Source organism: Sabulicella flocculans (genome assembly GCF_045449635.1).
Taxonomy (GTDB): Bacteria; Pseudomonadota; Alphaproteobacteria; order Acetobacterales; family Acetobacteraceae; genus Roseococcus.
Genome location: NZ_JBJJBR010000007.1, coordinates 67,216 through 81,187, shown reverse-complemented (window position 1 = coordinate 81,187; position 13,972 = coordinate 67,216). Strand labels below are relative to the sequence as shown.

The 13,972-nt window shown below is 72.9% G+C and carries 14 protein-coding genes and 1 tRNA gene; 9 read left to right on the top strand and 6 right to left on the bottom strand.

Going from position 1 to position 13,972, the window contains the following annotated elements:
- Positions 1-11: 11 nt before the first annotated feature.
- Positions 12-2,117 (bottom strand): sodium-translocating pyrophosphatase, encoded by a 2,106-nt coding sequence (locus ACI6QG_RS09525; protein WP_491630727.1) that lies wholly within the window; start codon positions 2,115-2,117, stop codon positions 12-14.
- Between the two features lie 169 nt (positions 2,118-2,286).
- Here ACI6QG_RS09525 and ppa point away from each other — a divergent pair, with 169 nt between their 5' ends.
- Complete coding sequence (gene ppa / locus ACI6QG_RS09520; RefSeq protein WP_407024358.1) at positions 2,287-2,820, top strand: inorganic diphosphatase; 534 nt, start codon at positions 2,287-2,289, stop codon at positions 2,818-2,820.
- A 10-nt stretch (positions 2,821-2,830) separates the two neighbouring features.
- Positions 2,831-2,903, top strand: a tRNA-Ile gene (locus ACI6QG_RS09515).
- Here ACI6QG_RS09515 and ACI6QG_RS09510 read toward each other — a convergent pair.
- Genes ACI6QG_RS09510 through ACI6QG_RS09500 form a run of 3 tightly spaced genes read right to left on the bottom strand, consistent with a single transcriptional unit; the run spans position 2,863 to position 4,536 of the window.
- On the bottom strand, positions 2,863-3,870 hold the full coding sequence (locus ACI6QG_RS09510; RefSeq protein ID WP_407024373.1) for an amidohydrolase family protein: 1,008 nt from the start codon (positions 3,868-3,870) through the stop codon (positions 2,863-2,865). The two genes, ACI6QG_RS09515 and ACI6QG_RS09510, sit on opposite strands and share 41 nt — an antisense overlap.
- Positions 3,871-3,902: 32 nt before the next feature.
- Positions 3,903-4,166 carry a DUF2312 domain-containing protein gene (locus ACI6QG_RS09505; RefSeq protein ID WP_407024357.1) on the bottom strand — a complete coding sequence of 88 codons (264 nt, stop codon included), beginning with the start codon at positions 4,164-4,166 and terminating at the stop codon, positions 3,903-3,905.
- A gap of 19 nt (positions 4,167-4,185) precedes the next feature.
- Positions 4,186-4,536 carry a DUF1244 domain-containing protein gene (locus tag ACI6QG_RS09500; protein ID WP_407024356.1) on the bottom strand — a complete coding sequence of 117 codons (351 nt, stop codon included), beginning with the start codon at positions 4,534-4,536 and terminating at the stop codon, positions 4,186-4,188.
- Between the two features lie 126 nt (positions 4,537-4,662).
- Between ACI6QG_RS09500 and ACI6QG_RS09495 the strand changes: the two genes are divergently transcribed.
- Positions 4,663-5,712, top strand: a complete 1,050-nt coding sequence (locus tag ACI6QG_RS09495) for a helix-turn-helix transcriptional regulator (RefSeq protein WP_407024355.1) — start codon at positions 4,663-4,665, stop codon at positions 5,710-5,712.
- A 7-nt stretch (positions 5,713-5,719) separates the two neighbouring features.
- Here the strand turns inward: ACI6QG_RS09495 and ACI6QG_RS09490 are convergent, their stop codons facing one another.
- Positions 5,720-6,685: a tripartite tricarboxylate transporter substrate-binding protein gene (locus ACI6QG_RS09490; protein WP_407024354.1), complete on the bottom strand. Its 966-nt coding sequence runs from the start codon at positions 6,683-6,685 to the stop codon at positions 5,720-5,722.
- A gap of 20 nt (positions 6,686-6,705) precedes the next feature.
- Complete coding sequence (locus ACI6QG_RS09485) at positions 6,706-7,779, bottom strand: tartrate dehydrogenase (RefSeq protein WP_407024353.1); 1,074 nt, start codon at positions 7,777-7,779, stop codon at positions 6,706-6,708.
- Between the two features lie 45 nt (positions 7,780-7,824).
- Between ACI6QG_RS09485 and ACI6QG_RS09480 the strand changes: the two genes are divergently transcribed.
- The 6 genes from ACI6QG_RS09480 to hemB all read left to right on the top strand — a co-directional run bounded on the left by ACI6QG_RS09480 (position 7,825) and on the right by hemB (position 13,958).
- A complete protein-coding gene (locus tag ACI6QG_RS09480; protein WP_407024352.1) occupies positions 7,825-8,493 on the top strand; it encodes a GntR family transcriptional regulator in 669 nt (222 codons plus the stop codon).
- Between the two features lie 91 nt (positions 8,494-8,584).
- A complete protein-coding gene (locus tag ACI6QG_RS09475) occupies positions 8,585-9,820 on the top strand; it encodes a glycerate kinase type-2 family protein (protein WP_407024351.1) in 1,236 nt (411 codons plus the stop codon).
- Positions 9,821-9,823: 3 nt separating this feature from the next.
- Positions 9,824-11,266 carry a pyruvate kinase gene (gene pyk, locus ACI6QG_RS09470; protein WP_407024350.1) on the top strand — a complete coding sequence of 481 codons (1,443 nt, stop codon included), beginning with the start codon at positions 9,824-9,826 and terminating at the stop codon, positions 11,264-11,266.
- Positions 11,263-11,616, top strand: a complete 354-nt coding sequence (locus ACI6QG_RS09465; RefSeq protein ID WP_407024349.1) for a hypothetical protein — start codon at positions 11,263-11,265, stop codon at positions 11,614-11,616. Before pyk ends, ACI6QG_RS09465 begins: the two co-directional genes overlap by 4 nt.
- Positions 11,617-11,671: 55 nt before the next feature.
- Positions 11,672-12,946, top strand: a complete 1,275-nt coding sequence (locus ACI6QG_RS09460; protein ID WP_407024348.1) for an O-acetylhomoserine aminocarboxypropyltransferase/cysteine synthase family protein — start codon at positions 11,672-11,674, stop codon at positions 12,944-12,946.
- Position 12,947: 1 nt separating this feature from the next.
- The gene (hemB, locus tag ACI6QG_RS09455; RefSeq protein ID WP_407024347.1) at positions 12,948-13,958 is read left to right on the top strand and encodes a porphobilinogen synthase; all 1,011 of its coding nucleotides are present in this window, start codon (positions 12,948-12,950) and stop codon (positions 13,956-13,958) included.
- Positions 13,959-13,972 lie beyond the last annotated feature (14 nt).

Genomic DNA, 13,972 nt, shown 5'->3' with positions numbered 1-13,972 from the left:
GCACGCCGGCGCTACCCGTGCGCCAGGATGGCCAGCAGCAGCAGCGCCACGATGTTGGTGATCTTGATCATCGGGTTCACCGCCGGCCCCGAGGTGTCCTTGTAGGGGTCGCCCACCGTGTCGCCCGTCACGGCGGCCTTGTGGGCGTCGCTGCCCTTGCCGCCGTAATGGCCTTCCTCGATGTACTTCTTGGCGTTGTCCCAGGCGCCGCCGCCGGTGGTCATGGAAACCGCGACGAAGAAGCCGGTGACGATGACGCCCAGCAGCAGCGCGCCGAGTGCTGCGAAGGCCGCCGCCTTGCCGGCGATGGCGTTGACCACGAAGAAGCACACCACCGGCGCCAGCACCGGCAGCAGCGAGGGGATGATCATCTCGCGGATGGCCGCGCGGGTCAGCATGTCCACCGCGCGGCCGTAGTCGGGCTTGTCGGTGCCGGCCATGATGCCCGGCTTCTCGCGGAACTGTCGGCGGACTTCCTCCACCACGCTCTGCGCCGCGCGGCCCACCGCGGTCATGCTCATGCCCGCGAACAGGTAGGGCAGCATGCCGCCGAACAGCAGCCCCACCACGACGTAGGGGTTGGCCAGGGAGAAATCCACCGCCGCCATGCCGGTGAAGTAGGGGTAGCTGGCGCTGTTGGCGGTGAAGTACTGCAGGTCCTGCGTGTAGGCGGCGAACAGCACCACCGCGCCCAGCGCCGCCGAGCCGATGGCGTAGCCCTTGGTCACCGCCTTGGTGGTGTTGCCCACCGCGTCCAGGGCGTCGGTGGTCACGCGCGTCTCGGGCGGCAGGCCGGCCATCTCGGCGATGCCGCCGGCGTTGTCGGTGACGGGGCCGAAGGCATCCAACGCCACGATCATGCCGGCCAGGGCCAGCATGGTGGTGGTGGCGATGGCCACGCCATACAGGCCCGCCAGCGAGTAGGTGACGATGATGCCCGCGATGATGATCAGCGCCGGGATGGCGGTGGCCTCCATGGACACGGCGAGGCCGCGGATCACGTTGGTGCCGTGCCCGGTCTGCGACGCCTCGGCGATGGACTTCACCGGGCGGAAGCCGGTGCCGGTGTAGTATTCGGTGATCCAGACGATGGCCGCCGTCACCGCCAGCCCCGCCGCCCCGCACAGGAACAGGGAGAAGGCGGTGAAGCTGGCGCCGCCGGCCACCAGCGTGCCGGTGCCCATCACCAGGTAGGACAGCGGCAGCAGCGCCAGCAGCGACAGCACGCCGGTGACCACCAGCCCGCGGTACATCGCGCCCATGATGGAGTTGCTGGCCGGCAGCTTCACGAAATACGTGCCGACGATGGAGGTGATGACGCAGACCGCGCCGATGGCCAGCGGGAACAGCATCGCCGCCGCGCGCGTGGCGTCGGGGAAGGTGATGGCGGCCAGCACCATGGTGGCCACGGCGGTGACGGCGTAGGTCTCGAACAGGTCGGCGGCCATGCCGGCGCAGTCGCCCACGTTGTCGCCCACGTTGTCGGCGATGGTGGCGGGGTTGCGGGGGTCGTCCTCGGGGATGCCGGCTTCCACCTTGCCCACCATGTCGCCGCCCACGTCGGCGCCCTTGGTGAAGATGCCGCCGCCCAGCCGGGCGAAGATGGAGATCAGCGAGGCGCCGAAGCCCAGCGCCACCAGGCTGTCGATCACGGTGCGCGAGTTGATGGCGAAGCCGCCGATCACCACCAGCACGAAGAAGTAGACCGCCACCCCCAGCAGCGCCAGGCCCGCCACCAGCATCCCGGTGATGGCGCCCGACTTGAAGGCGAGGTCCAGCCCCGCCGCGAGGCCCTGCGTGCTGGCCTCGGCGGTGCGGACATTGGCGCGCACCGACACGTTCATGCCGATGAAGCCCGCCACGCCCGAGAGCACCGCGCCCAGCAGGAAGCCCACGGCCACCGCCGCGCCCAGCAGCGCGAACACCAGCACGAACAGCACGGCGCCCACGATGGCGATGGTGGTGTACTGCCGCCGCAGGTAGGCCGAGGCGCCTTCCTGGATGGCCTGGGCGATTTCCTGCATCCGGGCGTTCCCGGCCGGCTTCGCCATGATCTCCTTCGTCGTCACCCAGCCATAGGCGAGCGAGGCCGCCCCCAGCAGGATGACCAGCAGCAAGGTCCCTGTGATCAAAACCCTGTCCCCTTCCGTTTCCCCCGCGGCTCTGCGGCGGCCGCGCCCGGCAAGGTTAGGCAGGGGAATCTCCGGCATGGAAGGGAAATCCCGCCCCCCTCCCCCGCCGCGCGGATTCGTGGTTGAAGCCCGGCGCAAGCTTCGGGAGACCAGCATGAACCTCGCCGCCATCCCCACGGGCAAGAATCCGCCCGAGGACGTGAACGTGATCGTGGAGGTCGCCATCGGCGGCGAGCCCATCAAGTACGAGATGGACAAGGACGCGGGCGTGCTGTTCGTGGACCGCTTCCTGTACACGCCGATGCGCTACCCGGGGAACTACGGCTTCGTGCCGCACACGCTGAGCGACGACGGCGACCCGATCGACGTGCTGATCGCCAACACCCGGCCCATCATCCCCGGCGCCGTCATCAACTGCCGCCCGGTGGGCGTGCTGCTGATGGAGGATGACGGCGGCCACGACGAGAAGATCATCGCCGTCCCCTCCTCCAAGCTCACCAAGCGCTACGAGGGGGTGCACGACGCCGAGGACCTGCCCCAGATCACCCTGGACCAGATCCGCCACTTCTTCGAGCACTACAAGGACCTGGAGCCGGGCAAGTGGGTGAAGGTGAAGGGCTGGGGCGACGCCGCCATGGCCCGCCGCCTCATCAACGAGGCGGTGGCGCGCTACAAGGACAAGGGCTGAGCTTCCCCGCGCGCCCGTAGCTCAATGGTCAGAGCGGGCCGCTCATAACGGCTTGGTTGCGGGTTCGAGTCCTGCCGGGCGCATGGGGGGAAGGTCCAGCCGGTACGCGCGGGCGGCGGTGCCGTGGAACAGCCCCGCCTTTTCCTCCGGGCTGCATCCGGCGGCCAGGCGCTTGAAGGCGTTCCACAGCACGCCGTAGCCGACCATGCCCTTGTCCACCGGGAAGTTGCTCTCGAACATGCAGCGCCCGGGGCCGAACAGGGCGATGCCCGTCTCCACCCAGGGGCGCCAGGCCGCCGCCAGCTCGGCCGAGCCGGGCGGGCGGGGGCGCAGGTCGAAGTCCCAGCCGCCGACCTCCATCGCCAGCCCGCCCAGCTTCAGCAGCACGTTGGGGCAGCGCGCCAGCTCGGCCATCGCCGGGTGCCAGGCGGCGAACACGCCGGGGTCCCGGCCGGCGTGCAGCGGGCCGCCCAGGTGGTCCAGCACCAGCGTCAGCTCCGGCACCTGCCGCGCCACCTCCAGCACCAGCCCCAGCTGGGTGTGGTAGCACCACACATCCAGGCTCAGGCCGAGCGCGGCCAGCCGCCGGGCGCCGGCGATGAAGGCGGGGGTGCCCAGCGGGCCGGGCGGCGGGGCGGTCAGGTTGGCGCGCACGGTGGGGTCCGGGTGCCAGGCGGTGCGGTTGCGCACCCCGCGGAAGCGCCCGGGCGCCAGGGCCAGGTGGGCCTCCAGCAGCGGCGTGACGCGCTCGCCCAGGGTCAGGTCCACCAGGCCGACGATGCCGGCGCAGAAGCCGCCGCGCGCCTGGGCGGCCACCCAGGCGGTCTCGCCCAGCGGCCTTTCTTCCTCCGGCCCCGCGGCGCGGTAGGCCGAGGCGCACTGGATGAACACGGTGCCGCGGATGTCATGGCCCTGCCCGGCGTCCGCCGCAAGCTCCGCCACCAGGTAGCGCTCGTCGGCGCGGTCCCACAGGTGGTGATGGGGGTCCAGGATGGGCAGCGCGGGCTCCAGCGCCGCCTCGGCGGTCAGCGCCAGCCAGCCGGGCCGCACCGCGACCTGGCCGGAAGCGGTGAGGCGCGCCGTCACATGCCCAGCGCGCGGCGGTAGAGGTCCAGCAGGGTCTCCTGCTCCTCCACCTCGGCGGGCTCCTGCTTGCGCAGGCGGATGATCTGCCGGACCACCTTCACCTCGAAACCGGCGGACTTCGCCTCGGCGTAGATGTCCTTGATGTCGTCGGCGAGCGACTTGCGCTCCTCCTCCAGCCGCTCGATGCGCTCGATGATGGAGCGCAGGCGGTCGGCGGCGATCCCGCCGACTTCCTTGGTGTCGTCAGTCTGTTCTGCCATGCGCGGCGCTTTACCTCGCTCAGCCGTGCTTGGCCATGGCCTGGGCGAAGGCGGCCTTCTGGCCCTCGCTCGCCTCGGTCTGGTGGGCCGCCTGCCAGGCCTTGTAGTCCATCCCGTAGACGATCTCCCGCGCCTGCGGCACCTCCAGCGCGGTTCCGGCGTCGGCGGCGGCCTCCTGGTACCAGCGCGACAGGCAGTTCCGGCAGAAGCCGGCGAGGTTCATCATGTCGATGTTCTGCACGTCGCTGCGCGCGCGCAGGTGCGCCACCAGCTTGCGGAACGCCGCGGCCTCGATGCGCTCGCGCGTGGCCGCGTCCAGCGCGGCGGCGGCGCCCAGCGCCAGCTCGGCCTCGGGCTGCGGGGTGGGCATGGCGGTTTCTCCTCCGTGTGGGGCCCTGCACATGCCCCCGCGCGGGCGGCCTTGCAATCCCGCGCGAATCGCAGTTGTCCCGGGCGGCGGCAAACCCGATCATGCCTGGGAAGGAGAGGCCACGCCATGCGCGACGGCTTGTTGGACCATGGCCCGCCCGCGCCGGGGCTGCCCGCGGTGCGGTTCGACGTGGCCGCGCTTCCCGAGGCGCAGCGCTTCGACGCCTGGCGGGAGCGCCAGGGCGGGCTGAGCGAGCTGGAGGTGCCGCCGGCGTCGCGCCGGCGGTTCCAGGCGCGCACGGCGCTGTGGTCGCTGGGGCCGCTGGTCGTCTCGGCCACCGCGTGCAGCGGCGCGGGCTTCCGGCGCAGCCCGGCGCATGTGCGGCGCGACGGGCTGGACCACTGGATGATCCGCCTGCTCACCCGCGGCCGCTCCCTGTCGCGCTACCCGGCGGAGGAGCTGCACGCCCTGCCGATGCAGCCCTTCCTGACCACGCTGGCCACGCCGTGGGAGGCGCGCTGGGACGACGGCGAGTGGATCAGCCTGTTCATCCCGCGCGACGCCTTCCCCGTGCTGTCGCAGGGCCTGGCCGCGCTGGGCGACGGCCCGCTGCGCGGCGCCGGGGCGGGGCTGCTGGCCGACTGGCTGCTGCTGCTGCGCGGGCGGCTGGAGACCGGCGCGGCGGAGGAGGCGCCGCACCTGGCGGAGGCGGCGGTGGCGATGATCTCGGCCTGCCTGCTGGTGGGCGCCGCGCCCGACGGGGCCCAGCCCACGCAGGGCCGGATGGAGCAGGCGCGCCTGCTGATGCGCCGCCACCACGGCGAGGCCACCTTCACCCCGGCCCGGCTGGCGGCGATGATGGGGATGTCGCGCACCGCGCTGTACAAGCTGTTCGAGCCGCAGGGCGGCGTGACGCGCGCCTTGCAGCGCCTGCGCCTGTCCCTCGCGCATGCCACGCTGTGCGACCCCGCCCATGCCGGCACCGGCATCGGCGCCCTGGCGGAGCGCCACGGCTTCTTCGACCACACCGCCTTCACCCGCGCCTTCCGCGCCGAGTACGGCTACACCCCGCGCGAGGCGCGGATGGCGGCCGGCGCGGGGCTGCGCCTGGTCCGCCCGGCGACCGGGGCGCCGGCCGGCGCCACCCTGGCCGCGGCGCTGGCCGGGCGGCGCTGAGCGCGCCTCAGTCGGCGAACTGGCCGGCCGCGAGGATGAGGGGGCGCAGGCGCTCGATCTCGCTTTGCAGGAAGCGGGCGTGGAAGGCGGCGTCCACCTCCTCGGCCCGCGGCAGCGTGGTCAGCGTCTCGGCGTAGCGGGCGCGCAGGCGCTCCTCGCCCAGGGCGGCGCGCACCGCGGCGCTGAGGCGCGCCACCACCTCCGGCGGGGTGCCGCCGGTGGCGTAGAGCCCGTGCCAGGCGGACATGGTGAGGTCCACGTTGCCCTCGCGCGTGGTGGGCAGGTCCAGCCCGGTCACGCGCTCGGGCAGCGTCACCGCGAAGCCCTTGATGCGGCCGTCGCGGATGAAGGGCGCGGCCACCGTCGCCTGCTCGCAGGACAGGTCCAGGCGGCCGGCCATCATCTCGGTCATCGCGGGCGCGGAGCCGCGGAAGACGATCTGCGTGGCGCCCTTGCCGGCGGCGTGCTGCAGCAGCATGGCGCAGAGCTGGTTGGAGCCGCCCAGCCCGGAATGGCCGAGGTTCAGCGCCTCGCCGCGCTCGCGCAGCACGCGGATGTAGCCGGCGGTGTCGTTGGCCGGGAAGTCGGGCCGGGCCACCAGCACCATGCCGGTGTGCGACACCAGCCCCAGCGGCGCCAGGCCCTGGGTGATGGAGAAGGGCAGCTGCCGGTACAGCGTGGCGGCCGAGGCGAGGCCGATGTGGTGGATCAGCAGCGTGTGCCCGTCGGCGCGGGCCTGGGCCACGCGGGCGGCGGCGATGGTGCCGCCGGCGCCGGTCACGTTCTCCGCCGCCACCGGCTGGCCCAGCTCGCGCTGCATCCCCTCGGCCAGCAGGCGGGCGATCATGTCGGTCGGCCCGCCGGCGGCGAAGGGGATGAGCAGCGAGATCGGGCGGCTGGGGAAGCCGCCCTGCGCCAGGGCGGGCGTCGCCAGCAAGGGCAGCGCGAGGGCCGCGCGGCGGGTGATGCTCATGGACGTTTCCTCGTTATGGATTACGTGTTGTCCGCACGGATAGCTTCGACCACGGCCGCGGTCACGTCCTTTGTGGTGGCGGTGCCGCCGAGGTCGGGCGTCAGCACGCCCCTGGCCGTCGCCGCCTCGATGCCGCGCATCAGCCGGGCGCTGGCTGCCGCCTCGCCCAGGTGGTCCAGCATCATGCAGGCGGTCCAGAAGGTGGCGATGGGGTTGGCCACGCCCTTGCCCGTGATGTCGAAGGCCGAGCCGTGGATGGGCTCGAACATGGAGGGCGCGCGGCGCTCGGGGTCCAGGTTGGCGGTGGGCGCGACGCCCAGGCTGCCGGTCAGCGCGCCGGCCAGGTCGCTCAGGATGTCGGCGTGCAGGTTGGTGGCGACGACCGTGTCAATCGAAGCCGGCTTGCGGACGAAGCGGGCGGCCATGGCGTCCACCAGCTCCTTCTCCATCGTCACCGCGGGGAAGTCCTTCGCCACCGCCGCGGCCACCTCGTCCCAGAACACCATGCCGTGGCGCTGGGCGTTGCTCTTGGTGACGACCGTCAGCAGCTTGCGCGGGCGGGATTCGGCGATGCGGAAGGCGGTGCGCATGATGCGCTCCACGCCCACGCGGGTGAAGATGCTGGTTTCCGTCGCCACCTCGATGCCGTGGCCCTGGTGGGCGCGGCCGCCATGGCCGGCATACTCGCCCTCCGAGTTCTCGCGCACGATCACCCAGTCGATCTGCCCGGCCTCGACGCCGCGCAGCGGGGATTGCAGGCCGGGCAGCACGCGGGTGGGGCGGATGTTGGCGTACTGGTCGAAGCCCTGGCAGATGCGCAGCCGCAGGCCCCACAGCGTCAGCGCGTCCGGCAGCTCCGGGTCGCCCACCGCGCCGAAGTAGATGGCGTCGAAGCCGCGCAGGGTCTCCAGCCCGTCCTCGGGCATCATGCGGCCGGTGGCGCGGTAGAAGTCGCTGCCCCAGGGCAGGTCGGTCACATCCAGCGTGAAGTCGCCCTGGCGTTCCTGCACGGCGCGCAGGACCTCCAGCCCGGCGGGAATGACCTCGTTGCCGATGCCGTCGCCCGGGATGGCGGCGATGCGATGGGTGCGCATGATGGGGTTCCTTGCGAAGGGCGCGGCCCGGTATGGTGCCGCGCGATGGAGGACCTGCCGAGCAGCCGCGCCGAGGCGGTGCACCGCGCCTTGCGGGCGCAGGTGGTGGCCGGCGCGCTGCTGCCGGGCGCGGTGGTGACGGAAACCGAGCTGGCCGGGCGGCTGGGCGTCTCGCGCACGCCGGTGCGCGAGGCGCTGCTGCGGCTGCAGGAGGAAGGCTGGGTGGAGATCCGCGCCCGGCGCGGCATCCGCATCCGGCCCGCCGCGCCGGAGGACATGCGCGACATCTACGCCGCCCTGGTGGCGCTGGAGGGGGCGGCCGCCATGGCCGCCGCCCGCCAGCCCAACCGCGCCGCCTGGGCCGAGCGCATGGAGGCCGAGACGGAGGCGATGCGCGCCGCCCTGGCGGGCGGGGACCTGCCCGGCTGGGCGATGGCGGATGGGCGCTTCCACGCGCTGCTGCTGGCGGCGGCGGGCAACGCGCACCTGGCGCGGCTGGCCGCCGCCCTGGCCGACCACGCCGACCGCGCGCGGGCGCTGACCCTGCCGCTGCGGCCCCGCCCGGACTCCTCCGTGGCCGAGCACGGCGCCATCACCGCCGCCCTGCGCGCCGGCATGGCCGAGACGGCGCGCGAGGCGGTGACGCGCCATCGCGAGCGCGCGGCGGCGGAGATCGTGGCGGCGCTGCGGCGCCTGCCGGTGGCGAGGGCGTGACGGGGCACGGCTCCGCTTGTTGCATACCATCTTGCATGCAAGCAAGGGGAAACGGCTTGACCGTTCGGGGCGCCTGTCGTTGGGTGGCGCGGTGAACCCGCCCGACCTCCTCCTCCGCCTGTTCGGCGCCGCCGTGCGCGCGGCCGACCCGCGTGCCGTGCTGGCCCGGCACCTGCCGGAGCGGCCGAGGGGGCGGGTGCTGGTGCTGGGGGTGGGCAAGGCCGCCGCCCCGATGGCCGCGGCGGTGGAAGCCGCCTGGCCGGACGCCGAGGGGCTGGTGATCGCCCCGCACGGCGCCGGGCTGCCGCTGGCGCGCATCCGCCTGCGCTTCGGCGCCCACCCGGTGCCCGATGCCGCGGGGGCGGCGGCGGCGGCGGAGATGCTGGCGCTGTGCCATGGGCTGACGGCCGACGACCTGGTGCTGTTCCTGGTCAGCGGCGGCGGTTCCTCGCTCGCCACGCTGCCCGCGCCTGGGCTGTCGCTGGAGGACCTGATCGCCACCAACCGGGCGCTGCTGGCCTCGGGGGCGGGCATCCACGCGATGAACTGCATCCGCAAGCACCTCTCCGCCTTCAGCGGCGGGCGGCTGGCGGCGGCCTGCGCCCCGGCGCGGGTGGTGACGCTGGCGATCAGCGACGTGCCGGGCGACGACCCGGAGGTGATCGCGTCCGGCCCCACCGTGGCCGACCCCACCACCTTCGCCGAGGCGCGCGCCCTGGTGGCGCATCACCGCATGGCGTTGCCGCCCGCCGTGACGGCGCACCTGGAGCGCGCCGAGCAGGAAAGCCCCAAGCGCCTGGACAATGCCGAGTTCCGTTTGATCGCCACGCCGCTGATGGCACTCGAAGCCATGGCCGCCGAGGCCCGCGCGCAGGGCGTCACGCCGCTGATCCTGGGCGATGCGCTGGAGGGCGAGGCCCGCCATGTCGGCACCGCCCTGGCCGGCATCGCGCGCTGCGCCGCGCTGCACGGCCACCCCCTGCCCCGCCCCTGCGTGCTGCTCTCGGGCGGCGAGACCACCGTGACCATCGCCCCCGGCACCGATGGGCGTGGCGGGCGCAGCACTGAGACGCTGCTGGGCATGGCGCTGGCCTTGCAGGGCGTGCCGGGCGCCTGGGCACTGTGCGCCGACACCGACGGCATCGACGGCAAGTCGGACGCCGCCGGCGCCTGGTGGGGGCCGGGCATGGACCTGTCGCAAGGCCGCAACGCCCTGGCAACGCACCGTTCCTATGACGTGTTCGAGGCCGCCGGGACGCTGATCCGCACCGGGCCGACGCTGACCAACGTGAACGACGTGCGGGCCATCCTGCTCGCCGGGGAGTGAGACATGCGCATCCCGCTGCGGCGCCACCGCCGCACCAAGATCATCGCCACCCTCGGCCCGGCGAGTTCCACCATCGAGGTGATCGAGAAGCTGTTCAGGGCGGGGGCGGACGTGTTCCGCCTCAACTTCTCGCACGGCTCGCACGAGGACCACGCGGCGCGCATCGGCATGATCCGCGAGGTGGAGCGCCGCACCGGCCGGCCCATCGGCATCCTGGCCGACGTGCAGGGGCCGAAGCTGCGCGTGGGCAAGTTCGGCGGCGGGCGGGTGTCGCTGCAGCAGGGCGCGCGCTTCCGCCTGGACCTCAACCCCACGCCGGGCGACGTGCAGCGCGTGCAGCTGCCGCACCCGGAGATCATCAACGCCGCGCGCATCGGCACCACGCTGCTGCTGGATGACGGCAAGCTGAAGCTGCGCGTGCTGCGTGCCGTCGCCGACGACCACCTGGAGGCGGAGGTGCTGGTCGGCGGCCCGCTGTCCGACCGCAAGGGCGTGAACGTGCCCGACGTGCCGCTGCCCATCCCGGCGCTGACGCGCAAGGACCGCGAGGACCTGGACTTCGTGCTGCCGCTGGGCATCGAGTACGTGGGCCTGAGCTTCGTGCAGCGGCCGGAGGACGTGGCGGAAGCCAAGGCCATCGCCGATGGCCGCGCCTGGATCATGGTGAAGATGGAGAAGCCCCAGGCGGTGGAGAACCTGGACGGCATCCTCGACCTCGCGGATTGCGTGATGGTGGCGCGCGGCGACCTGGGCGTGGAGCTGCCGCCGGAGGAGGTGCCGCTGGTGCAGAAGCGCATCGTCCGCGCCGCCCGCCAGCGCGGCCTGCCGGTGGTGGTGGCCACCCAGATGCTGGAAAGCATGATCACCGCCCCCGCCCCCACCCGCGCCGAGGCGAGCGACGTGGCCACCGCGGTGTTCGACGGCGCCGACGCGGTGATGCTTTCCGCCGAGACGGCCGCCGGGCAGTACCCCTTCGAGGCGGTGAACATCATGGACCGCATCGTCGCCCGGGTGGAGCAGGACGAGGGCTGGCGCCAGCTGACCGACGCCAAGCGGCCGGAGCCGGAGCGCAGCTCGGCCGGGGCCATCGCCGCCGCGGCGCGGCAGGTGGCGCACACCATCGGCGCGCGCGTCATCGCCACCTTCACCACCACCGCCTCCACCACGCTGCGCGTGGCGCGCGAGCGGCCGGACTGCCCCATCCTGGGCCTGACCACGCTGGAAAGCAGCGCCCGGCGGCTGGCGGTGGCCTGGGGGGTGCATCCGCTGACGGTTCCGGATATCCACTCGATGACGGAGATGGTCGCGCGCGCCTCCCGCGCCGCGCTGGGCGAGGGCTTCGCCCAGCCGGGGGAGGAGATCGTGGTCACGGCCGGCGTTCCCTTCGGCACGCCGGGCGCGACGAATGCGCTGCGCGTGGCGGTGGTGAAGGAAGGCAGAGGATGAGGCGGTTGATCTACGGGGCGCTGCTGGCGCTCACCCTGGGCGGGCCGGCGGCGGCGCAGCGCTCGGGCACCTACGACGTCAGCGGCGCCAACCCGGACGGCACGGAATACACCGGCAGCATGCTGCTGACGCAGGTGGGCCTGGCGTCCTTCCGCGTGGTCTGGACCATCGGGCAGGACGTCATCGAGGGCGTGGCGATGGTGAGCGGGCTGACCCTGGCCACCGCCTTCTCGCTGGGCGGGCAGACCGGCATGGGCATCTACGAGATCCGGCGCGACGGCACGCTGGAAGGGCAGTGGACCACCGCCGGCGCCTTCGCCATCGGGCGGGAGACGGCGCGCCCCCGCTGACAGCGCCGCGCCATGGTGCCATGGTTCCGCGGCCAGACACCGCGGAACCCACGCCATGAAGCCCGAGACCATCGCCCTGCACGGCGGCAGCCACCGCGCCGACCCCACGACCGGGTCGGTCGCGGTGCCGATCCACCAGACCACCTCCTTCCAGTTCCAGGACACCGGCCACGCGGCGCGGCTGTTCGGCCTGCAGGAGCTGGGCAACATCTACACCCGCATCATGAACCCCACCTGCGACGCGCTGGAAACGCGCCTCGCCGCACTGGAGGGCGGGGTGGCGGCGCTGGCGGTCGGCTCGGGCCAGGCGGCGACGACCTTCTGCGTGATGAACCTCTGCGCGGCGGGCGACAACATCGTCAGCTCCACCGACCTGTATGGCGGCACCTGGAACCTGTTCGCCAACACGCTCAAGCAGTTCGGCATCAAGGTCCGTTTCGTGGACCCGGTGGACCCGGAGAACTTCGCCAAGGCCAGCGACGAGCGCACCCGCTGCTGGTACGCCGAGACGCTGCCCAACCCCAAGCTCCAGGTCTTCCCCATCGCCGAGGTCGCCACGCTGGGCCGGCGCCTGGGCATCCCGCTCATCATGGACAACACCGCCGCGCCGGTGATCTGCAAGCCGTTCCAGCACGGGGCGGCGGTGGTCATGCACTCCACGACCAAGTGGATCGGCGGGCATGGCACCTCCATCGGCGGCATCGTCATCGATGGCGGCAATTTCGACTGGGCGGCGGGCGGCGCGCGCTTCCCCACGCTGAACACGCCCGACCCCTCCTATCACGGCGCGGTCTGGACGGAGGCGGCGAAGCCGCTGGGCCCCATCGCCTACATCCTGCGGATGCGGACCTGCCTGCTGCGCGACCTCGGCGCGCCCCTGTCGCCCTTCAACGCCTTCATGGCGATCCAGGGGCTGGAGACGCTGCCGCTGCGGATGGAGCGCCATTGCGCCAACGCCCTGCGCGTCGCCGCCTGGCTGGCGCAGCACCCCAAGGTGGCGAGCGTCACCCACCCCTCGCTGGCGCAGGGCGAGGCGGCGCGGCGCGCGGCGGAGCACCTGAAGGGCGGCATGGGCAGCCTCCTCGGCTTCGAGCTGAAGGAAGGCGCGGAGGCCGGGCGCGCCTTCATCGAGCGCCTGAAGCTGTTCTACCACGTCGCCAACATCGGCGATGCGCGCAGCCTCGCCATCCATCCGGCGACGACGACGCATTCGCAGCTCAACGAGGAGGAGCAGCGGATGAGCGGCGTCACGCCGGGCTACGTGCGCCTGTCCATCGGCATCGAGCACGTGGACGACATCATCGCCGACCTCGAGCAAGCGATCGGTTGAGATGCAGCTTCCGGGTTCCTTCCCCCTCACCCGCCTGCGCCGCAACCGCATGGATGGCTGGAGCCGCGCGCTTTCGGCCGAGACGCGGCTGGCGGTGCAGGACCTCATCTGGCCCATCTTCCTGACGGCCGGCGAGGGGCAGCGCGACGAGGTGCCCTCCATGCCCGGCGTGTTCCGCGTCAGCGTGGACCGGGTGGTGGCGCATGTGGCGGAGGCGGTGGAGCTCGGCATCCCCGCCGTCGCGCTGTTCCCCTACACGCCCATGGAGGCGCGCGACGAGGAAGGCACCGGCGCGCTGGACCCGGAGAACCTCCTGTGCCGCGCCGCCCGCGCCTTGAAGGCCGCCTATCCGGCGCTGGGCCTGATCGGCGACGTGGCGCTGGACACCCACACCACCCACGGCCATGACGGCGTGATCCGCGCGGGCGAGGTGGACAACGAGGCGACCGTCTCCGTGCTCACCCGCATGGCCGTGCTGCAGGCCGAGGCCGGCGTGGACTGCATCGCGCCGTCCGACATGATGGATGGCCGGGTGGGCGCCATCCGCCGGGCGCTGGATGCGCGCGGCCTGGTGCACACGCGCATCATGTCCTACGCGGCGAAATACGCCTCGGGCTTCTACGCGCCGTTCCGGGACGCGGTGGGCAGCACGGTGGGCGCCAACCGCCTCGGCCCCGCCGACAAGAAGACCTACCAGATGGACCCCGCCAACAGCGACGAAGCGCTGCGCGAGGTGGCGCTGGACATCGCCGAGGGCGCGGACATGGTGATGGTGAAGCCCGGCCTGCCCTACCTGGACGTGCTGCACCGCGTGCGGCGCGAATTCGGCCTGCCCACCTTCGTGTACCAGGTCAGCGGCGAATACAGCATGGTGATGGCCGCTGTGCGCAACGGCTGGCTGGACCATGACCGCGCGATGATGGAGGCGCTGATGGCCTTCAAGCGCGCCGGCGCCAACGGCATCCTCACCTATTTCGCGGTCAGCGCCGCGCGGCTGCTGCGCGCGGGCTGACCCGCACCGCCGCG

What these genes read in the sequence shown, in the direction of transcription:
- ppa (WP_407024358.1), top strand. Translation starts at nt 2,287, where the DNA reads ATGAACCTCGCCGCCATCCCCACGGGCAAGAATCCGCCCGAGGACGTG.
- ACI6QG_RS09505 (WP_407024357.1), bottom strand. Translation starts at nt 4,166, where the DNA reads ATGGCAGAACAGACTGACGACACCAAGGAAGTCGGCGGGATCGCCGCC.
- ACI6QG_RS09500 (WP_407024356.1), bottom strand. Translation starts at nt 4,536, where the DNA reads ATGCCCACCCCGCAGCCCGAGGCCGAGCTGGCGCTGGGCGCCGCCGCC.
- ACI6QG_RS09495 (WP_407024355.1), top strand. Translation starts at nt 4,663, where the DNA reads ATGCGCGACGGCTTGTTGGACCATGGCCCGCCCGCGCCGGGGCTGCCC.
- ACI6QG_RS09490 (WP_407024354.1), bottom strand. Translation starts at nt 6,685, where the DNA reads ATGAGCATCACCCGCCGCGCGGCCCTCGCGCTGCCCTTGCTGGCGACG.
- ACI6QG_RS09485 (WP_407024353.1), bottom strand. Translation starts at nt 7,779, where the DNA reads ATGCGCACCCATCGCATCGCCGCCATCCCGGGCGACGGCATCGGCAAC.
- ACI6QG_RS09480 (WP_407024352.1), top strand. Translation starts at nt 7,825, where the DNA reads ATGGAGGACCTGCCGAGCAGCCGCGCCGAGGCGGTGCACCGCGCCTTG.
- pyk (WP_407024350.1), top strand. Translation starts at nt 9,824, where the DNA reads ATGCGCATCCCGCTGCGGCGCCACCGCCGCACCAAGATCATCGCCACC.
- ACI6QG_RS09465 (WP_407024349.1), top strand. Translation starts at nt 11,263, where the DNA reads ATGAGGCGGTTGATCTACGGGGCGCTGCTGGCGCTCACCCTGGGCGGG.
- ACI6QG_RS09460 (WP_407024348.1), top strand. Translation starts at nt 11,672, where the DNA reads ATGAAGCCCGAGACCATCGCCCTGCACGGCGGCAGCCACCGCGCCGAC.
- hemB (WP_407024347.1), top strand. Translation starts at nt 12,948, where the DNA reads ATGCAGCTTCCGGGTTCCTTCCCCCTCACCCGCCTGCGCCGCAACCGC.